Consider the following 17,717-nt stretch of genomic DNA (forward strand, 5'->3'; position numbering starts at 1 on the left):
TATGGTATTGCGGCTTCTTAGCGCAGCCTGGCCTTCAGCCCCGCATCCGGAAAACAGGTCGGCGCCAGGCCGTTCTTCGCCTGCCAGTCCCCCAGCGAGCGGCGGGTCTTGTAGCCGGCCAGCCCGTCGGCCTTGCCGATATCGTAGCCCTGCGCCTGCAGGTTCTTCTGCATCTTCAAGACATCCGAGCGCAGCATCTTGCCGACGTCGCCGAACTGGCCCTTGAAGGCGCCGCCGCCGGACGAAATCCGGTCGGCGAGGTTGCCAATGAACAGCGCATAGAGGTCGGAGTTGTTGTATTCCTTGATCACGTAGAAGTTCGGCGTGACGATGAATTCCGGCCCGTGGCGTCCGGCCGGCACCAGCATCATGCCGCTGGCCTTGGCTTCGCCCGCCGGAAATGCCTTTCCCGACACGCGCTCGATGCCGGTCGAAGCCCATTGCGATATCGGCTTGGCAAGGTCGGGCCCTTCCTGGGCGCAGGAGACCTTGGCGGGAATGCTGACCTCGAAGCCCCAGTCGCGGCCGCGCTGCCAGCCCTTTTCAGCCATGTAATGAGCGATCGAGCCGAGCACGTCCGGCACCGAGTTCCAGATGTCGCGGCGTCCGTCGCCGTCGAAGTCGACGGCATATTTCAGGAAGCTCGTCGGCAGAAACTGCGGTTGGCCCATGGCGCCGGCCCAGGAGCCCTTCATCTCCGCCTCGCGCACGTCGCCGCTGTCGAGAATATGCAGGGCGGCGATCAGTTCGCGGCGGAAGAGATCGCCGCGCGTTGACATGAAGGCCTTGGTCGCCAGCACATCGATGATCGGATGCGGAATCTTCGCGCGGCCGAAGCCGGATTCGCGTCCCCAGATGGCGAGCACGACCGGACCCGGCACGCCATAGGTCTTCTCGACCCGCTTGAGCGTTGCGGCATGGGTCTTGGCAAGGCTGCGGCCGGTTGCGGCCAGTCCCTGCAGCCGCTCCTCGGAGAAATACGCGCCCGGCGAGGAGAATTCCGCCTGGCTCTGCTTCTGCTCGCTCGGCGGTTTGGTACCCGGCGGCACGAGGTCCGGCAGGTCCCAGTTGAGCTTGACGCCGGCAAAGGCAGCGTTGAAGGATTTTTCCGAAATGCCGGCCTTCTGCGCTTCCGGCCAGAGATCGGTCTGCAGCCACTGGCGGAACTGCGCCTCAGTCTCGGCTTTCGAGGCGGCGAGGGCGGGCAGGGGAATGAGGAGGATAGCAAGCAAAAGACTTAGTGTACGCCGAGGCTTACCCCCCTCTGTCACTGCGTGACATCTCCCCCTCAAGGGGGGGGACTGGATACTGCCGCGCTCTTTAACTGCCCTGGAACGAGCGAGTTCGTACGAGGCCGGCGCTGGAAAGGAACGATCTCCCCCCTTGAGGGGGAGATGTCGGCGAAGCCGACAGAGGGGGGCATCCCACAAAGCCCCCAGGAATCCGCGTAGATCGCCTAGAATTTCCGAAAAGCTCAAATCACCGTCCTCGCCCGCAATGCCGCCGTCAGCGTGCCTTCGTCCAGATAGTCCAGCTCGCCGCCGACGGGCACGCCATGGGCGAGGCGGGTGATCTTGACGTCAAGCCCGTCGAGCTGGTCGGTGATGTAGTGCGCCGTTGTCTGGCCCTCGACGGTGGCATTGACCGCGATGATCAGTTCGCGCACGCCGCCCTTCGAGACGCGCTCGATCAGGCCCTTGATGTTGAGGTCGTCGGGGCCGACGCCGTCGAGCGGCGAGAGCGTGCCGCCGAGCACATGATAGGCGGTGTTCATCGCGCTTGCCCGCTCCAGCGCCCAGAGGTCGGAGACGTCCTCGACGACGATGATGACGGAATTGTCGCGCCGGTCGTCAGTGCAGACGCTGCAGGGGTCGCTGGTATCGACATTGCCGCAGCACGAGCAGATCCGGACCTTGGCGTAGGCGTCGCCCATCGCGTCGGCGAGCGGGCCGAGCAGCTGGTCCTTCTTCTTGACGAGATGAAGGGCTGCCCGCCGGGCCGAGCGCGGCCCGAGCCCGGGCACCTTCGCCAGAAGCTGAATGAGTTTTTCGATTTCGGGGCCGGTGACTCGCTTTGCCATGCGGCGGTTCTACTCCATATCTCGGGGGAACGGAATCGCTTAAAACGAGAGGATCACCCATGAAAATCCTGGCCGTCTGTACCGGCAGCGCCGAAATCCTGCCGGGAAAGTCCTACCGGACGGGCATCTTCAAACATCCGGTCGAAGCCGGCGTGATGGTCGATCGCGAGGGGCTGATCGGCGACAGGATCTGCAATCGCAAGCATCATGGCGGGGTCGATCAGGCGGTCTATGCCCTCGGTTCGATCGACCTCGACTGGTGGTCCAAGGAACTGGGGCGCCGGCTGGAGCCGGGCACGTTCGGGGAAAATCTGGTGATCGAAGGAGCCGACAGCCGCACGATCGCGGTCGGCGACCGGTTCGCAACCGACAGGATCGAGCTCGAAGTCACCTCGGCGCGCATCCCCTGCGCCACGCTCGCGGCACGAATGGAGGATCCGGCCTTCCCGAAGCGCTTTCTCGCCGCCGGACGGCCGGGCTTCTATTGCCGCGTGCTCAGGGATGGCGTGGTTCAGGCCGGCGATGCCGTCACCTATCGCGCCTATTCCGGGCTGCCGGTTTGGATGCCGGAATTGCTTGAAACCTTCGGCAGGAATCTCTCTGAGAAGGATCGCGACCGCTATCTCGCCGCGCCGATCCACCACAAACTGCGTGCCGAGATCAGCCGCGCATAAGCGTCCGCAATCCTGCGACCGCTTCTGGTGGCCACTCGCCTGTGTCGTCGTGCGGCTTACAGCTTTTCCGGTTTTCTTCGAATCGCGAAAATACGCAAGTCCGGACGCAAAACCGCTACGCACTTTTGCTGGAATTGCTCTAGAACGGCAGTTTCATGCCGGGCGGGATCGGCAGGCCGGCGGTGAGCGCGCGGGTCTTTTCGGCGGTGATCGCCTCGGCCTTGTCCTTGCCGTCCTTGTGGGCAGCGACGATCAGGTCTTCGAGGATCTCGACATCGTCTTCCTTGAACAGCGACGGGTCGATCTTGATGCCTTTCAGGTTGCCCTTGCCGTCCATGCGCACGGTGACCAGACCGCCGCCGGAGGAGCCGTCGACTTCGAGCGCAGAAATCTCTTCCTGCATCTTTTCCATCTTGGCCTGCATTTCCTTGACCTTGCCCATCATGCCCATGATGTCGCGCATCGCCATGTCCTCTTCCTGTCTCGTGTAAACGTATAAACCTAGTGCTCGATATCGTCGCCGGGAAGGATATCGCCTTCCGCGGATTCGGCGGCGGCCACGGCCTGCGGCTCTTCCTCGGGTTCCGGCCCCTTTATCCTGACGTCGGCGATCTTCGCGCCTGGAAACCGTGCGATGATGGCGGCGACGTCCGGATCCTGCCGGGCGTCGTTGAACTGGCGCTCCTTGGTGGCCGCTTCGGCCTCCACAAGCGTCGGCTGTCCGGGCTCGCGGCTGAGGATCACCATCCAGCGGATGCCCGTCCAGTCCTCCAGCTTTTTCTGCAGCTCGGCAACCAGCGTCTTCGGCGCATCGTCCGGCAGGTTGATCTCCAGCCGTCCGGGCTCCAGATTGACCAGACGGACGAAATTGCGCACCAGCGTCTTCAGCCTGATGTCGCGGTTTGTGGCGCAGAGATCGGCAATGTCGCTCGCCGATTTGACGGCGACCTTCGGTTCCGCTTTTGCCGCCGGGACTTCGACCGGCTTGGCTTCCGTCTTGCCGACCGGCAGGTCCGGTTGCGGTTCAATGCTCGGCACGGCGCGCAGCATGGTCGCGCCATTTCCGGTCGTCCGTTGCGCGGGAACCATGTCGCTCCCCCTTGCCTGAACGGCGGCAGCCGCGGAAGCCTGGGCACCACCGCCACTGCCGCCGTTCGGCGCTGCGGGCGGGCGGGCGGCTTCTCCGCCCGACAGTTCGAGCAGCCGGCGGGCGGCGTCTTCCGGCGAGGGCAGGTGGGCGGCGTGGGCAAGGCGGATCAACACCATTTCGGCGGCACCGGCCGGACGCGACGAGCTTTCCGTTTCGGGAATGCCCTTCAAGAGCATCTGCCAGATGCGCGACAGCGTCGTCACGGCGATGCCTGACGAGAATTCGGCGCCGCGGGTGCGCTCGATCTCGCTCAGCGACTGGTCGCTCGCGGCATCCGGCACATATTTCAGCCGGGTAACGAGATGGGTGAAGTCGGCAAGGTCGGTCAGCACCACGGATGGGCTGGCGCCGGCCTCGTACTGCCTGTTGAACTCCTCGAGCGCGGCTGCGACATCGCCTTTGACGATATGCTGGAACAGGTCGACGATGCGGGCGCGGTCGGCAAGCCCGAGCATCGAGCGCACCGCCTCGACCTCGACCACGCCGCCGCCATGGGCGATCGCCTGGTCGAGCAGCGACAGGCCGTCGCGCGCCGAGCCTTCGGCCGCACGGGCGATCATCGCCAGCGCATCCGGATCGGCCGAGATGCCTTCCTTGCCGAGAATGGTGGTGAACAGGCCGACGAGATCCGACGCGCCGATGCGGCGCAGGTCGAAGCGCTGGCAGCGCGACAGCACGGTGATCGGCACCTTGCGGATTTCGGTGGTGGCGAAGATGAACTTCACATGCTCCGGCGGCTCTTCGAGCGTCTTCAGCAGGCCGTTGAAGGCCTGGGTCGAGAGCATGTGCACTTCGTCGATGATATAGACCTTGTAGCGCGCGGAAACCGGCCGATAGCGCACCTGCTCGATGATCTCGCGGATATCGTCGATACCCGTATGGGAGGCGGCGTCCATCTCGATCACGTCGACATGGCGGCCTTCCATGATCGCCTGGCAATGTTCGCCGGGGATGCGCAGGTCGATGGTCGGCTTGTCGATTTCGCTCGTCTTGTAGTTCAGCGCGCGGGCCAGGATGCGGGCCGTCGTCGTCTTGCCGACGCCGCGAACGCCGGTCAGCATATAGGCCTGGGCGATGCGGCCGGTCTCGAAGGCGTTGGTGAGGGTGCGCACCATCGGTTCCTGGCCGACCATCAGGTCGGAGAAATCCTTGGGGCGGTATTTGCGCGCGAGAACCCGGTAGGCGGCGGGCTTTTCAGATGTCGGGATCAACGTATCTTCGCTCATCGCCCCTGCCGTTGGCTACAAGTCTGTCCAGACAGGACGGAAGAAAAAGGTGGGAGGCTGGCACGATGACCCGTGCCGTGGCTCGTTGGGGCTGCTTCCTTCCGGACCTGACCCGGTTGGCGAGTGGCTCGTCCACCACCAACCTCCCGGCTCTCATATCGGCAATATCGAAACCAAATGCAAGCCACGCCTTCAAAAAACTGCTATCTTTGTGCAAACAAAGGAAAATCACTGATCCGGGAGACCCGCTTGCCTGCCTTCGATATCGATGAACGCCTTGAACGCGACGGCTTGCTGATCGCCACGCTCGGTCTTTGCCAGCTTCGCATCAACAACGACCGCCGCTGGCCCTGGATGGTGCTCGTTCCGCAGCGCGACGGCGTGTCGGAAATCTTCGACCTGACGCCGCTCGACCAGGCGATGTTGACTTTCGAGACCAACATGGTCGCTTCGGCATTGAAAAAGGCAACGGGCGCGACGAAGATCAACGTCGGCGCGCTTGGCAATATCGTCCGCCAGCTCCACGTCCATGTCATTGCCCGCAGCGAGGGCGATGCCAACTGGCCGGGGCCGGTCTGGGGTTTCGGCACGGCCGAACCCTGGGGCGATGACGAGCGCAAGGCATTGGCAGCACGGATACTGGAAAATCTCTGATCATGACGAAATCGATCTTCGAACTGCACAGCCCGCACCCCGAGCCGAGCACGCTCGTTGCCTTCGCCGAGAATCACCTGGACCGGCAATCCGAACATCGACCGGACGATTGCGTCGAAGCCGCCTTCCGCAGGGAGGGGGCGCATGTCTTCGCCTTTTCCGGCGGCAAGCTCGTCGTCAAGCACGATGAGAAAATCATCGATCCGCTGTTTGCGCCCTATGAACTGGCGGGGCTCGAGCCGGAACTCGACGACGCCATCCTGCTCGGTTTCCTCGCCAACGGCGAGCCGCGGCTCGCCGTTCCGGTCGGCCTGACGGAGGAAACGCTGCCGGAGCCCTTCAAGCTTGCTGACGGCCGCACGCTTTATCGCCAGCAGATGCTGCCCGACGAGCTGCTCGGCCAGTTCGCGCAGGCCTCGAGCCTGATCAGCTGGAATGCGGCCAACCGTTTCTGCGGCAAGTGCGGCTCGGCGATGGAAAGCAAGGCCGGCGGTTACCGCCGCGTCTGTACCGCCTGCGGCCACATGGCTTTCCCGCGCACCGATCCGGTCGTCATCATGCTGACCATCGACGTCGAGCGCGATCTCTGCCTGCTCGGCCGCAGCCCGCATTTTCCGGAAGGCATGTATTCCTGTCTCGCGGGCTTCGTCGAGCCGGGCGAAACGATCGAGAATGCGGTGCGGCGGGAAACCCACGAGGAATCCGGCATCCGCGTCGGCCGCGTCCGCTACCATGCCTCGCAGCCTTGGCCGATGCCGCACACGCTGATGATCGGCTGCTATGCCGAAGCCCAGTCCCGCAATATCCATCGCGACGAGCAGGAGCTCGAGGATTGCCGCTGGTTCAGCCGCGAGGAAACGGCTGCCATGCTGGCACGCAACACCGGCGTGGCGCTGGCTGACGGCGAACTCGGCCCGCCGCCGAAGGGCGCCATCGCTCATCAACTGATGCGCGACTGGCTGGACTGGCTGCGATAAGGACAATCGGCGCCCGCTGGAGGCGGACGCCGATCTCTCTTTCCGGGCCGTTTCCCGTTTAGAAATTCCGCTGGACGCGCAGGATGCCGCCGAAGGCCTCGCCGCTGCCGCGCTCGCCGCCGAAGTCGGTGTAGTTGAGTTCCGGCTGCACCATGAGGCCCGGAACCACCGCGTATTCGACGTTCAACGCGGCCGCGAGCGTTCCATCCTCCTCATAGGCGAGCTGGCCGTTCAAGGACGCCTTGTCGCTGAGCGTCGCGGAGAAGCCGCCCCAGGCGGCCCAGTCGCCGAACCATGGGCCATAATAGTTCAGCTGACGGCTGCCGCCGGGGCCATTGTCGTTGTCCCAATCCGACTGATAGCCGCCCATGACGAAGACCGAGAACGCATCGTTGAACTCGACGTCGACGCGGACCTTGGCCCCGAAGGCATCGGCGTAGGTGTCATAGCCGCCAACGGCCGCGATGCCGCCCCACTCCTGCTCATATTTCACGCCGCCGATGATATGTGGGGCGTCACCACCGCTGTACGAAGCGGTCGGGACGGGAGCAAAGCCGGTGTCGTAGTCACCGGAGCCCTCTTCGAGGCCGATCAGGGCGGAAAAGCCGTTTCCGGCTTCATAGACATAGCTCACCTGGTTGGTGCGATCGCCGGTATAGTCGATGACATCGTCGTTGATGATGTTGCCGGCCGAGTTCAGCCAGGTGTCGAACCGCGAATCGTCATAGCCTGCGCGAAAGCCGGCCAGCTCGATATAGGCGCTGTTGATATAGGTCGCCTCGTCATCGGCGGACGCCTGGCTGCGCAGCTCGATAAAGGAACTTAGGGTGCCGTATTCCGTATCGTTGCGGGCATCGAGCCGGATGGTGCCGCGAGCAAAACCGTCCCAGCCGATATCCTCGCCGCTATAGGGGTCGTCGCCGAAGCTCGATTCGGATCGCACATAGCCGCTGATCTTCAGGCATGTTTCCGTACCGGGGATATAGAAGAAGCCAGCACCGAAAGCATCGCAAACGCGTACATATTCGAGGGGTTCGGGTTCTGCAGCAACGATCGCATCTGCTGCGCGCGCACCCGTCACGACCGACAATGCAGCCGCCGAGCCGAGGAGGAGGAGTTTGAGTGTCATAGGCTAACCTTTGTGGCGCATGCCGTGCGGGCGGCATGCGCATGAAGTGTTGCTGGATACGATGATGGCGCATCGGCGAAGCAATACAAGCATTCTGCGTCGAACCAACCGCTGAGGGTGCTGCGCAAAATAACCGTCTTCCGGCCACAAGGGATAGCCGTCAGTTTTGGCCCTTTAAATCGGACGCAAGCGTTCCTACAGGACGAGCCGCATCGGATGGGCGGCATAGGAGCCGAGAATGCGGACCTTCTCGGAAAAATACCGCAGTTCATCCAGGGCCTGGCGCACGTGCGGATCGTCCGGATGCCCTTCGATATCTGCGTAGAACTGGGTGGCGATGAACTTGCCGCCGAGCTGGTAGCTTTCGAGCTTGGTCATGTTGATGCCGTTGGTGGCGAAACCACCGAGCGCCTTGTAGAGCGATGCGGGAATGTTGCGGACGTTGAAGACGAAGGTCGTGACGATGACGTCCTTTTCCGACTGCCGCTTGATCTCCTTTGCGTCGCGCGCGAGGACGACGAATCGCGTGACGTTGTTTTCCGTGTCCTCGACGTTTTCCGCGATGATCTCGAGCTTGTAGAGGTCGGCGGCGAGCCTCGGCGCAAGGGCTGCCATCGACCGGTCGCCGCGTTCCGCCACCAGCTTGGCAGCGCCCGCTGTATCGCCGGCCACCACCGGCTTCCAGCCGTTGGCGCGGACGATCATGCGGCACTGACCGAGCGCATGGATATGACTGTGCACGGTGCGGATTTCGTCGCGCGACACGCCTGGCAGCACCATCAGCTGGAAGCGGATCGGCATGAAATATTCTCCGACGATATGCAACCGTGATTCGGGCAGCAGGTGATGAATGTCGGCGACGCGGCCGGCGATCGTATTTTCGATCGGGATCATCGCAAGATCCGCCTCGCCGTTCTCGACTGCCAGGAACGCGTCCTCGAAGGTCTGGCAGGGCAGCGGTTCCATGTCCGGGAACATGTCGCGGCAGGCCATGTCGGAGTTGGCGCCGTAGTCGCCCTGGAACGAGATGCGGTTGGTCTTGGTGATCATCATGGTTCCAATCAGGCTTTTGCGGAAAGAAGGCGCCGGGCCTTTTCAAGGTCCGCCGGGGTGTCGACGCCGAGCGGTATGGACCTGACGATCTCGACGTCGATGCGCATGCCGGCTTCGAGCGCGCGCAACTGCTCCAGCGATTCGCGCTTTTCCAGCGTCGAGGGCGCCAGCGACACGAATTTCTCCAGCGCCGCCCGCCGATAGGCATAGAGGCCGATATGATGGTAGAGCGGCCCTTCGCCGTGCGGCGCGGTGGCGCGGGTAAAATAAAGCGCCTTCAGGCGCGTCTCCGACAGAGGCGCGCCGACGACCTTGACGACGTTCGGATTGCGCTTTTCTTCCTCGTCCTCGATTTCCACGGTCAGCGTGGCGATATCGACCTGCGGGTTTTCCAGTGGCCTGAGGGCTGCGCGTATGGTCTCAGGCTCGATCGTCGGCAGATCGCCCTGGACATTGATGACGATCTCGGCCTTGCCTTCGGGGTCGCTCTTCACAAGCGCTTCGTAAATACGGTCGGAACCGGACTGGTGATCCAAGCGGGTCATCACCGCCTCGAAGCCGGCGGCGGTCACCGCATCGAATACGTCCTGGTGATCGACGGCAACGACGATCCGCCCGGCCTGAGCGGCCTTTGCCCGCAAGGCGACCTGTACGATCATCGGGAGGCCGCAAATGTCGGCGAGCGGCTTGCCTGGAAGGCGCGTCGAGGCCATGCGGGCAGGAATGAGAATGAGGGTTTTGTCCAAATTGTCGCTGTTCATGCCTGGGCCTTCAAAACGCGCCGGAAAAGTGTCAAAAGGTCTCAGTCCGGGGCTTATAATGTCTGTTGCAACGCAAAGCCAAAAGACATAGGTTCCGCGCGATTTCAAGATAGGCCGGCGTTTTGTTTGCGCCGGTTGCAAGGGGAGCGTTTGCAGATGAACTCATATGTGAACATGGGCGTGGGTGCCTTTCTTGGTACGGTCTTTGTTTTGATGTCCGTATCGATTGCGTCGGAAGGCATTTTCCATTCGGAAGCTCCCGAGAAGGAAGGTTTCGCCATCATCGCCGAAGAAGGTGGATCGGAAGCCGGTGCCGGTGGCGCGGCAGAAGCCGAAGTCGATATCAAGCCGCTGCTCGCATCGGCCGATCCGGCGGCCGGCGCGACCGTCTTCAAGAAGTGCGCGAGCTGTCACACCTCCGAAAAGGGCGGCGCGAACAAGGTCGGCCCGAATCTCTGGGGCGTTGTCGAGCGTCCGATCGCCTCGCATGAGGGCTTCAGCTATTCGGCCGGCATGAAGACCTTCGCCGAAGCCAACAAGACCTGGACCTACGACCATCTGAGCTTCTTCATCGAAGCGCCGAAGAAGCACGTTCCCGGCACTGCGATGGGTTTTGCCGGTATCAAGAAGCCGGAAGAGCGCGCCAACCTGATTGCCTGGCTGCGCGAACAGGCCGACGCGCCGGTGGCACTGCCGGACGCTTCCGCTGCCGCGACGCCTGCCGCCGAAGGCGAAGCCGTGAAGCCGGCTGCCGAAGCCGAGGCAGCCAAGCCGGCGACGGAAACCGCGCCGGCGCAATAAGCCGCTGCTTCTTGAAGCCAGTTACATCCCTAGGCCCGGCCATGTGCCGGGCTTTTTCGTGACCGCTCGGCCAACCGGCAACAAATGCGTCTGCCGCGCCAATCCGCAGTCCGCCCTTCCTACAGGAGTATATAGGCCCAGGCCGAAACCGAGATGACGCCAAGTGCGGTGGTGATGGTGATCGTCGAGGAGGCCAGCCCGTGGCCGACGTTGAAATGATTGGCAATCAGCCAGGCATTGACGCCGGTCGGCACCGATGAGGTCAAAACCAGGGCGGCCGTCCAGTTGCTGTTGAGGCCGAGCAGATGGCAGGCGCCATAGACGGTTGCCGGCAGAATGACCAGCTTCAGGACACTGGTGATCGAAGCAAGCCCGGTATTGCCGGCGAGACCGTATTTGTCGAGCGCCATGCCGATCGAGACGAGCGCCGCTGGGGCGGCGAGGGAGGCGAGCTGATCGACGACGACCTTGACCGGTCCGCCAGGCGGCATGCCGACGAGATAGACGACCGCACCGCAGACCAGGCCGATGACCAGCGGATTGCGCACCAGATTGCGCAGAATGCCCTTCAACAGCCGCAAGGGGCTCTGGCCGGGCTTGCCGCTGGTCTGGCGCTCGGCCCGCTCCATCAGGATCGTGCCGGCAATCATCATGACGGGCAGATGCACCGATAAAAGGATGGACAGCGCCACCACCCCGTCCTCGCCGACGTTGCGGGAGACCAGCGGCAGGCCGATGAAAACCGTATTGGCAAAGGCGGAGGAAACGCCCGAGAGCACGCCGACGCGCGCATCCTTCTTGAAAAACATGGTGGCTGCGAGATGCCCGAGCGTCCATGTGACCGCAACGCCTGAGAAATAGGCGACCCAGAGCGGCCAGGGCGACCCTTCCTTGAAGTCGGCCTCGGCAATGGTGCGGAACAAGAGAACCGGCACTGCCACCCGGAAGACGAAATCGCCAAGCGCTTCCCCGACGGTCGCCTTCAGATAGTTCGTCCGCACGATCAGCCATCCGAGCAGTATGAGGACGAAAATCGGCACGACATTCAGGAAGACATCGGACATCGGGTGCTGCCTCTTGGCGAGTTGAGCTTCCGCCATAGACCCATTCGCCGCTATGCCGCAACCTGGCGCGAGGTACAGGCGCTTCGAACGCGGCTTTTCGGGCAGCCGCGTCGTCCGAGACTCACGCGATCCGGGGAATGCCCTCCTCCGCAGAACGGCTGGCACACGCCGCCCGAGGGAACCTTCGGGAAAAGCTTTGCGTTTTCCCCATGGAAGGGCAGGTGGTGGCCATGCACAAGCAGATTTACGTCCATGAGGACGATCACCCGGATTTGACGGGCGACGAACTTGCCGAAAAGGTGTTGCGCTACGTCCGGTATTCCGCGCTGATCGATACGTCCGGCCTCTCGGTCACGGCTATCGGCCGGACCGTCGTTCTAAGCGGCTATGTTTCCTGCGAATCGGAACTCGGCTGCGCCGAGGAGGCAGCCGCCTCGGTCATCGGCGTGCATCTGGTGGAGAACCGGCTGGAGGTGCGACCGCAGCAAACCGAACGCCCGGTTCAATAGACCCAAAAGGCAAACGCCAAAAGGGCTGGTAGCGAGACGCCGAACAGCCACATCAGAAACTGGCGAAACATCAGCTGCCGGTATTCGCGGCGGACGGATTTTCTTGGTGTTTCTGATACCGGCATCACGATTGTCCTTTTTTAAAGAGCGCCGCCGGTAACCGGGTTTACCACTGGCTTTTCGCTCTCGTCCTTGGCGCCGGCCGGCTGCACCGCGGGCGGTGCCTTGGATTTCTCGTCGGCATGGGAGGGCTGGCCGGGCGACCTGTGCACATCCCGCGGCTTCTTCTGTTCGGGCGTCACATTGCTGTCATCGGTCGACATTTAAGGGCTCCTTTAGGCCATGCCGGCGGGATCGCCGATCGGCAGCAGGGCCGGATCCGGCACCCGATCGGGCTTATTCGGATCATCCTTGTCGGTTACAGGCGGCGTCACAGGCTCGTCCCGAGAGGGCTGCGGCATGTCTGGCTGCCGGTCGTGCGATGTCTCGTCCGGCGGAAGGGGAGTTGTCTTCGGCATAACGGTCCTCCTTGATCGGGAGGAGAACGAATTTGCTGGCCGATGGTTCCGAGGGCACCCCCGTTCCTCGGGAGCATGGATGGTCGCGCCTGGCGTCAATTCAGAGGCGCGTTTTCGCCTTGCAGCGTCGCGTCGAGATCGCCGGGTCTCCTTTTCGGGTTCGGCCTGAGGTTTCCGGAGAGAAGATCGACCGGTGTTGCCACCGTGGAGGCGGTGATCTTACCGATGTTGCTGGCGGTCCCGGCGACCACTGCCGTGATGCCGTCGCCAAGGCCGACATCCGAATCCGTCAGCGTTTGACCGGTGACCAGCCGCTGGCCGATCAGCTGCACGATCTGCGGGCTTTCGGCGAACTTGCCGTGGTTCAGCCGGTCGGAGGCTTTTACCTTGGTCAGGTCGACGACGGTGATTCCGGCAGCTTCGAGCTTGGTCTTGTAGGGTTCCTCCGCCGGATTGATCTGGCCGAGCCGCTGGACGTCGCCGGATATGTAGCGGGACAGCGCGAGCGCCCGGTCGTCCTGCGAGACGAAGATGGTGAAGTTCGGCCGCTTGTCGCCCAGCTCGCTCCATTGCCGGGCAAAGACATCGACGTCGATATCCGGCGAGGCGAGAATGACGTTTTCAATCTTTTTCGGCAGCGACCCGTCGCGGATTGCCATCTGGCGTATCGATTCCATCGCCAGCCACGTGCCCATCGAATGGGCGAGGATGGTGATGTCCTTGACGTTCTTGTCTTCGACCAGTGCCTTCAGCACCCTTTCCAGCGAGGTGCGCGAATAGTTGGTGCTTTCCTTGTCGTAGTTATAATCAAGCACCTTCGCCCGCGATGGCCAGGTAAACAGGATCGGCGTCACGTCGGCGCCGGAATCGTGGACGATCTGGGCAAAACGGAAGACCGAATCCTCATAGGTGTTGTTGAAGCCGTGGATGAACACCATGGCGTGGCCGCCCTTCGAATGCCGTCGCACCCACTCATGGGCTTGCGCGACGGTCTCGATTGGCTGGACGCGCACCACGGCAAAATCCGTTTCCGGATTGGGCGGCAGCTTCTTCGGCCACTGCACGGTGCCGGCAGCGCGCTCCTTGCCCGAGGGGATCGAGACGGCGACATCGGTGACAGAGGGATTTGTGCTGCGCTCGCCGGAAAACAGGGTGGCGGGATTGTCGGACGGCCGCCGGCTGGTCGCAACCAGCATATCGACGACGGCATTGCCCCTGGGGGCCTCGGCAAGGTTGAGCGGCTCCATGACGCCCTTCACATGGCCGCCACAGCCCGAAAGCGCGATCGAGAGCGACCACACGACGGCAATCCGCCGAACGCGCCCCGCCGCTGCTCGTGTCGCCGAGACCCCGTTCGACATCTTTCCCATGACCATGCTTCCACCCGAGCAAACACTGCAAACCGCTCCGGATTGCGGGCTCGACTCCGCACACAATCGGCGGGCCTCGTCAAGGGTGCCTGGCGGGAAGCCTGAGGGGTCTGGCATCTATCGCACAGCTTCCCGCCGTATCAATGAACTAATCGGGAGGAGCTGGAAAAATGGCGGACAGAGCGTCCGACAAACCGCATTGCCGGGCATTATCGCAAGCGCAGAAGTTATGGCAAAGATTGGGCGGCTCACCTTGCACAGATGACCCGTTCCCGGAAAAGCCGAAAGGCGTGCATTGGCGGACTTACGAGAAGCTTGGGCCCAGAGGCGAGGCTTTGAACGATCGGTCGGAGCGCGCGGCGCTGGCGATGTTTGGTAGGCTGCTTGGTGTAGATTTCTAGGAATCTTTTGCTTTTACTTCCTGATTTTCGAGTTGTGCAGCCATAGCTGCCATCTCCGCCTTTTTTGTCATGGCCGAAAACATATCCGGTCGGCGCAGGTATTGGCTCATAGCTGCTTCTAAAGCAATGCTGCTTCCCATGCCGAGTGAAAAAGGTTTGAGCGCCCTAGCCGCCTGCAACTCACCAAGTACGAGTGCTGCACTCGCGCGAACCGATGGAATTTCCGTCGCATCCTGAATCACCTCACTAAGGTAGCTCGTGCCGTCATAGTGATGGGCGGCGCTCGGCAGCGTGTGCCTGTTAAGTTCTGCCAAGTAGACTCGCGTAAGGCGGCTTTTGAAGAACAGGGCGTAACCTATCCAAAACTTCAACAGGCCCCACGCACCTAAAATGCAGGGCACAATCAACATGAATGCGAAAGTGAGAGCGAAGACTTCGGCCTTTTCGGTGCCTCCGAACAGGAATGCGATAATGCTAGCGCCGACAGCGTCCAACAGGACCGAGGATAAAACGGTCATCAACATTCCAGCAGGCTTCATTGCACCCTCCGTGTTGCATTGACAGAAGGTGCAGCAATAAAGGTTCGAACGCAATGATAGAGCGATTTAAGCCCTGTGACGCTGGCGGAAGTTAGAGATTAAGTTGGGGTTTGAGCCGAGATAGCCAAATAAATCCCAATTATTTCAGCTATAAATGGCGGACAGAGCGGGATTCGAACCCGCGATACGCTCTCACGTATACACACTTTCCAGGCGTGCGCCTTCAACCACTCGGCCACCTGTCCGTTTTGTCAATCGCGCCGGCGGTTGGGTCCGGCGGATCAGAGACAAGCGCTTGCTTTCTCCTTGAAATCCCGTTCGGCAGGGCCAGATCGGGGTGTCCGGCAAGTGTAAAACCAGCGGACCGGCGCGATATATACCGAGGAAGCCTGAGGGATCAACTGGTTTCTGACAGTTTTTTGACTTCTTGTGACGCCGGGCGGCAAAAGTGCGGCATTGCACTTCGCAAGACCTCTGCCTATGTCTTGCTGAGCGGGAGAAATCCGGTCGGGTGGAGATGGGTTGCCTGCCGATCGGCGGAGGGGCGGTATGCGGTTTTTGCTGCGGTTTGCAAGTTTTCTGGCGCTCGTTGCCGCTGTCCTGGTGGCCTCGGTGGACGCCATCCAGTCGGTCTCGGCGTCCCAGCCGGTGTTGACGCCGCTGTCAACGGCGCTTGCTGCCGGCGGCTCGTCGACCCAGTCGCTGGTTGAGGCGTTGGAAAGGCCGCACGCCGGCGGCGCGTTGTGGGGCGCGTTCTGGGATCCGGTGATCCGCTGGACGCTGCAGCAGCCGGCCTTCGCCTTTTTCCTGCTGATCGCGCTCGTCCTCTGGATGATGGGCTACAAGCGACCGCCGGTGGCCGGCCGCTTTTCCGCCTGAGTTCCGCCCTGCAGACCTGAGAAATGCGGTGCCGGCCCCGAGACCGGCGCGGATGATCCGCGACGAGATTTCCCCCGATTGAAACAGCCGAAGGAGACAGGCATGTTGCTGACCGAAATGTTCAACAAGAAGACGACGATGCCGGACCCGCAAAACGCTCTGCCGGGCCGCGAAACCGAGATCCCAACCGCCGCGCGCCACTTCGTCAACGGGCATCCGCTGAAGGGGCCATACCCGGCAGGCTACAAGCAGGTCCTGTTCGGCATGGGTTGCTTCTGGGGCGCCGAGCGGCTGCTTTGGCAGATTCCCGGTGTTTATGTGACTGCGGCCGGCTATTCCGGCGGCTTCACCAGGAACCCGACCTATCAGGAAACCACGACGGGCCTGACCGGCCACACGGAAGTGGTGCTGGTCGTCTACGACCCCGCCAAGGTGTCGCTTGCGGAACTGCTCAAGGTGTTCTTCGAGGAGCATGACCCGACGCAGGGCATGCGCCAGGGCAACGACGTCGGCACCACCTACCGCTCGGCCATCTATGTCGAGGACGACGCGCAATTGGCCGAAGCGATCGCCGCCCGCGACGCGTTCCAGGCGGCGCTGGCAAAGGCCGGGCACAAGGGCAGGATCACCACGGAAATCGCCAGGGCCGGCGCGTTCTATTTTGCCGATGCCGATCATCAGCAGTATCTGGCGAAAAACCCGAACGGCTACTGCGGCTTGCGCGGCACCGGCGTCAGCTGCGCCATCTGACCGTTGCGGTCAGCCCGTGCAAAATGCCGCGCCCGAACAAGGCGCGGCATCTTTGTGTCACGGCATTGCGAACATTTCACGATTGAAACGATGCGAAAAATCGGCTAGCTAAACTTGACTATTATTGGCAAGTTTACTGGTGGCCCGACGCTGCCTGAGACCGAGGCATGACCTTTCAACCGCGCATGAACAACAGGATTTCGGGGTTCTCCGTCATCGGCGGCCTGAACCGGCGCGTGTGGAACGGGATTGTCGCGGATCTGTGGGACGTCGAATGCGCGCCGGTCGCGGGCGGCTTCTACGTGGCCGATGATCCGCGGCTGTTCATCGTGCTCGATGCCAAGGGCGGCGGCCGGCGCAATATCCGGCTGCGCCAGATGCAGGCGGTTGCGGAAGACAGCCGGCGCCAGGTGATCTCCTATATTCCCGCCGGCATGGAACTCTGGGCCGAGATGGTCGACGTAAACTATGTCCGCCACCTCGATCTGCATTTCAACGCCGAGACGCTCAGCCGCCGGCTGATGGAAGACCTCGATCCGCGCAAGCTGGCCATGCCGCGCCTGATGTTTTCCGAGCCGCGGTTCCTGGCGCTGGCGGAACTGATTGCGGCGGAATGCGCCAATCCGCAGCCGCTGCACGATCTCTATGGCGACGGCCTGTCGGTGGCGCTGTTCATCGACGTCATGCGGCTCGGCCCCGTGCGGTCGCGCAAGCGCAGCGAACTGGCCTCCTGGCAGTTGCGCCGCTCGATCGACTATATCGAGGAAAACTGCCTGCGCGGGATCCGGCTGGAGGAGCTGGCGGCGCTGACCGGCCTGTCGCAGTCCTATTTCAGCCACGCCTTCAAGGCCTCGACCGGCCTGCCGCCGCATCAGTGGCAGATGAAGGCCCGCATCGAGCGCGCCAAGACGCTGATGCTTACGGGCGATCTGCCGATGAGTGTCGTGGCCGCCGAAACCGGGTTCGCCGACCAGGCGCATTTCACCCGCGTCTTCCGCAAGACGGTCGGGGCGACGCCTGCCACCTGGGCGAAGAGCCAGCGACTGTGACGGTGCGCCCCCGTACGATGCGGAATATAGGCCAGAAATGTTCAATTTCCGCATTGAGAGACAATCCCGGCCCTAATAGTTGATCTAAACACTCAGCTTATTTTCAGGCAATTGCCGGATAGTGCGTTGCCGA

General features: G+C 62.4%; 21 protein-coding genes, 1 tRNA gene and 1 other RNA gene. 8 read left to right on the forward strand and 15 right to left on the reverse strand.

What is annotated here, in order from left to right:
* Positions 1–17: 17 nt before the first annotated feature.
* Together JNB71_RS08080 and recR are read right to left on the reverse strand one after the other, a co-directional pair.
* Positions 18–1,271, reverse strand: a complete 1,254-nt coding sequence (locus tag JNB71_RS08080) for a lytic murein transglycosylase (protein WP_220371335.1) — start codon at positions 1,269–1,271, stop codon at positions 18–20.
* 203 nt (positions 1,272–1,474) lie between these two features.
* On the reverse strand, positions 1,475–2,080 hold the full coding sequence (gene recR, locus JNB71_RS08085) for a recombination mediator RecR (RefSeq protein ID WP_112846534.1): 606 nt from the start codon (positions 2,078–2,080) through the stop codon (positions 1,475–1,477).
* A 59-nt stretch (positions 2,081–2,139) separates the two neighbouring features.
* Between recR and JNB71_RS08090 the strand changes: the two genes are divergently transcribed.
* A complete protein-coding gene (locus JNB71_RS08090) occupies positions 2,140–2,754 on the forward strand; it encodes an MOSC domain-containing protein (protein ID WP_220371336.1) in 615 nt (204 codons plus the stop codon).
* Positions 2,755–2,893: 139 nt separating this feature from the next.
* On the opposite strand, the gene JNB71_RS08095 is transcribed toward JNB71_RS08090, so the two are convergent.
* The 3 genes from JNB71_RS08095 to ffs form a co-directional block, all read right to left on the reverse strand.
* On the reverse strand, positions 2,894–3,217 hold the full coding sequence (locus tag JNB71_RS08095; protein WP_026202966.1) for a YbaB/EbfC family nucleoid-associated protein: 324 nt from the start codon (positions 3,215–3,217) through the stop codon (positions 2,894–2,896).
* A 38-nt stretch (positions 3,218–3,255) separates the two neighbouring features.
* Positions 3,256–5,130: a DNA polymerase III subunit gamma/tau gene (locus JNB71_RS08100; RefSeq protein WP_220371337.1), complete on the reverse strand. Its 1,875-nt coding sequence runs from the start codon at positions 5,128–5,130 to the stop codon at positions 3,256–3,258.
* Positions 5,131–5,179: 49 nt separating this feature from the next.
* Positions 5,180–5,277, reverse strand: an RNA gene (gene ffs, locus JNB71_RS08105) — signal recognition particle sRNA small type.
* A 102-nt stretch (positions 5,278–5,379) separates the two neighbouring features.
* Here ffs and JNB71_RS08110 point away from each other — a divergent pair.
* Together JNB71_RS08110 and nudC are read left to right on the forward strand one after the other, a co-directional pair.
* Positions 5,380–5,784, forward strand: a complete 405-nt coding sequence (locus tag JNB71_RS08110; protein ID WP_220371338.1) for an HIT domain-containing protein — start codon at positions 5,380–5,382, stop codon at positions 5,782–5,784.
* Positions 5,785–5,786: 2 nt separating this feature from the next.
* Positions 5,787–6,761, forward strand: coding sequence for an NAD(+) diphosphatase (nudC, locus tag JNB71_RS08115; protein ID WP_220371339.1), 975 nt, complete (start codon positions 5,787–5,789; stop codon positions 6,759–6,761).
* A gap of 58 nt (positions 6,762–6,819) precedes the next feature.
* On the opposite strand, the gene JNB71_RS08120 is transcribed toward nudC, so the two are convergent.
* The 3 genes from JNB71_RS08120 to JNB71_RS08130 all read right to left on the reverse strand — a co-directional run bounded on the left by JNB71_RS08120 (position 6,820) and on the right by JNB71_RS08130 (position 9,704).
* A complete protein-coding gene (locus JNB71_RS08120) occupies positions 6,820–7,890 on the reverse strand; it encodes a porin (protein WP_220371340.1) in 1,071 nt (356 codons plus the stop codon).
* A 195-nt stretch (positions 7,891–8,085) separates the two neighbouring features.
* Entirely contained in the window at positions 8,086–8,940 is an 855-nt protein-coding gene (locus tag JNB71_RS08125) for a prephenate dehydratase (protein WP_220372209.1), read from the reverse strand.
* 11 nt (positions 8,941–8,951) lie between these two features.
* On the reverse strand, positions 8,952–9,704 hold the full coding sequence (locus JNB71_RS08130; RefSeq protein WP_220371341.1) for a 3-deoxy-manno-octulosonate cytidylyltransferase: 753 nt from the start codon (positions 9,702–9,704) through the stop codon (positions 8,952–8,954).
* Positions 9,705–9,860: 156 nt separating this feature from the next.
* Here JNB71_RS08130 and JNB71_RS08135 point away from each other — a divergent pair, with 156 nt between their 5' ends.
* Complete coding sequence (locus JNB71_RS08135) at positions 9,861–10,505, forward strand: c-type cytochrome (RefSeq protein ID WP_220371342.1); 645 nt, start codon at positions 9,861–9,863, stop codon at positions 10,503–10,505.
* A 119-nt stretch (positions 10,506–10,624) separates the two neighbouring features.
* Here the strand turns inward: JNB71_RS08135 and JNB71_RS08140 are convergent, their stop codons facing one another.
* Positions 10,625–11,569, reverse strand: coding sequence for an AEC family transporter (locus JNB71_RS08140; protein ID WP_220371343.1), 945 nt, complete (start codon positions 11,567–11,569; stop codon positions 10,625–10,627).
* A 230-nt stretch (positions 11,570–11,799) separates the two neighbouring features.
* Here JNB71_RS08140 and JNB71_RS08145 point away from each other — a divergent pair, with 230 nt between their 5' ends.
* A complete protein-coding gene (locus tag JNB71_RS08145; RefSeq protein ID WP_220371344.1) occupies positions 11,800–12,078 on the forward strand; it encodes a BON domain-containing protein in 279 nt (92 codons plus the stop codon).
* On the opposite strand, the gene JNB71_RS24605 is transcribed toward JNB71_RS08145, so the two are convergent.
* The 6 genes from JNB71_RS24605 to JNB71_RS08170 form a co-directional block, all read right to left on the reverse strand.
* On the reverse strand, positions 12,072–12,203 hold the full coding sequence (locus JNB71_RS24605) for a hypothetical protein (RefSeq protein WP_262927095.1): 132 nt from the start codon (positions 12,201–12,203) through the stop codon (positions 12,072–12,074). The two genes, JNB71_RS08145 and JNB71_RS24605, sit on opposite strands and share 7 nt — an antisense overlap.
* 15 nt (positions 12,204–12,218) lie before the next feature.
* Positions 12,219–12,401, reverse strand: coding sequence for a hypothetical protein (locus tag JNB71_RS08150; RefSeq protein WP_220371345.1), 183 nt, complete (start codon positions 12,399–12,401; stop codon positions 12,219–12,221).
* Between the two features lie 12 nt (positions 12,402–12,413).
* Positions 12,414–12,596, reverse strand: a complete 183-nt coding sequence (locus tag JNB71_RS08155) for a hypothetical protein (RefSeq protein ID WP_220371346.1) — start codon at positions 12,594–12,596, stop codon at positions 12,414–12,416.
* A 95-nt stretch (positions 12,597–12,691) separates the two neighbouring features.
* Positions 12,692–13,966 (reverse strand): alpha/beta hydrolase, encoded by a 1,275-nt coding sequence (locus JNB71_RS08160; protein ID WP_431028422.1) that lies wholly within the window; start codon positions 13,964–13,966, stop codon positions 12,692–12,694.
* A gap of 397 nt (positions 13,967–14,363) precedes the next feature.
* Entirely contained in the window at positions 14,364–14,906 is a 543-nt protein-coding gene (locus JNB71_RS08165; protein ID WP_220371347.1) for a hypothetical protein, read from the reverse strand.
* A gap of 155 nt (positions 14,907–15,061) precedes the next feature.
* A tRNA-Ser gene (locus tag JNB71_RS08170) sits at positions 15,062–15,151 on the reverse strand.
* 304 nt (positions 15,152–15,455) lie between these two features.
* On the opposite strand from JNB71_RS08170, the gene JNB71_RS08175 reads away from it, so the two are divergent.
* The 3 genes from JNB71_RS08175 to JNB71_RS08185 all read left to right on the forward strand — a co-directional run bounded on the left by JNB71_RS08175 (position 15,456) and on the right by JNB71_RS08185 (position 17,584).
* The gene (locus JNB71_RS08175) at positions 15,456–15,785 is read left to right on the forward strand and encodes a hypothetical protein (protein WP_220371348.1); all 330 of its coding nucleotides are present in this window, start codon (positions 15,456–15,458) and stop codon (positions 15,783–15,785) included.
* A gap of 102 nt (positions 15,786–15,887) precedes the next feature.
* Entirely contained in the window at positions 15,888–16,535 is a 648-nt protein-coding gene (gene msrA, locus JNB71_RS08180) for a peptide-methionine (S)-S-oxide reductase MsrA (RefSeq protein WP_220371349.1), read from the forward strand.
* Between the two features lie 167 nt (positions 16,536–16,702).
* A complete protein-coding gene (locus JNB71_RS08185) occupies positions 16,703–17,584 on the forward strand; it encodes a helix-turn-helix domain-containing protein (RefSeq protein ID WP_220371350.1) in 882 nt (293 codons plus the stop codon).
* Positions 17,585–17,717 lie beyond the last annotated feature (133 nt).

Source organism: Rhizobium herbae, assembly GCF_019511375.1.
Lineage (GTDB): Bacteria > Pseudomonadota > Alphaproteobacteria > Rhizobiales > Rhizobiaceae > Pararhizobium > Pararhizobium herbae_A.

Excerpts from the sequence above, each read along its gene's own strand:
- JNB71_RS08140 (WP_220371343.1), bottom strand. The coding sequence starts at position 11,569 with ATGTCCGATGTCTTCCTGAATGTCGTGCCGATTTTCGTCCTCATACTG.
- JNB71_RS08125 (WP_220372209.1), bottom strand. The coding sequence starts at position 8,940 with ATGATCACCAAGACCAACCGCATCTCGTTCCAGGGCGACTACGGCGCC.
- JNB71_RS08160 (WP_431028422.1), bottom strand. The coding sequence starts at position 13,966 with ATGGGAAAGATGTCGAACGGGGTCTCGGCGACACGAGCAGCGGCGGGG.
- JNB71_RS08100 (WP_220371337.1), bottom strand. The coding sequence starts at position 5,130 with ATGAGCGAAGATACGTTGATCCCGACATCTGAAAAGCCCGCCGCCTAC.
- JNB71_RS08150 (WP_220371345.1), bottom strand. The coding sequence starts at position 12,401 with ATGTCGACCGATGACAGCAATGTGACGCCCGAACAGAAGAAGCCGCGG.
- JNB71_RS08095 (WP_026202966.1), bottom strand. The coding sequence starts at position 3,217 with ATGCGCGACATCATGGGCATGATGGGCAAGGTCAAGGAAATGCAGGCC.
- JNB71_RS08130 (WP_220371341.1), bottom strand. The coding sequence starts at position 9,704 with ATGAACAGCGACAATTTGGACAAAACCCTCATTCTCATTCCTGCCCGC.
- JNB71_RS08175 (WP_220371348.1), top strand. The coding sequence starts at position 15,456 with ATGCGGTTTTTGCTGCGGTTTGCAAGTTTTCTGGCGCTCGTTGCCGCT.
- JNB71_RS24605 (WP_262927095.1), bottom strand. The coding sequence starts at position 12,203 with ATGCCGGTATCAGAAACACCAAGAAAATCCGTCCGCCGCGAATACCGG.
- JNB71_RS08155 (WP_220371346.1), bottom strand. The coding sequence starts at position 12,596 with ATGCCGAAGACAACTCCCCTTCCGCCGGACGAGACATCGCACGACCGG.
- JNB71_RS08185 (WP_220371350.1), top strand. The coding sequence starts at position 16,703 with ATGACCTTTCAACCGCGCATGAACAACAGGATTTCGGGGTTCTCCGTC.
- JNB71_RS08165 (WP_220371347.1), bottom strand. The coding sequence starts at position 14,906 with ATGAAGCCTGCTGGAATGTTGATGACCGTTTTATCCTCGGTCCTGTTG.
- msrA (WP_220371349.1), top strand. The coding sequence starts at position 15,888 with ATGTTGCTGACCGAAATGTTCAACAAGAAGACGACGATGCCGGACCCG.
- JNB71_RS08120 (WP_220371340.1), bottom strand. The coding sequence starts at position 7,890 with ATGACACTCAAACTCCTCCTCCTCGGCTCGGCGGCTGCATTGTCGGTC.
- recR (WP_112846534.1), bottom strand. The coding sequence starts at position 2,080 with ATGGCAAAGCGAGTCACCGGCCCCGAAATCGAAAAACTCATTCAGCTT.
- JNB71_RS08135 (WP_220371342.1), top strand. The coding sequence starts at position 9,861 with ATGAACTCATATGTGAACATGGGCGTGGGTGCCTTTCTTGGTACGGTC.
- JNB71_RS08090 (WP_220371336.1), top strand. The coding sequence starts at position 2,140 with ATGAAAATCCTGGCCGTCTGTACCGGCAGCGCCGAAATCCTGCCGGGA.
- nudC (WP_220371339.1), top strand. The coding sequence starts at position 5,787 with ATGACGAAATCGATCTTCGAACTGCACAGCCCGCACCCCGAGCCGAGC.
- JNB71_RS08145 (WP_220371344.1), top strand. The coding sequence starts at position 11,800 with ATGCACAAGCAGATTTACGTCCATGAGGACGATCACCCGGATTTGACG.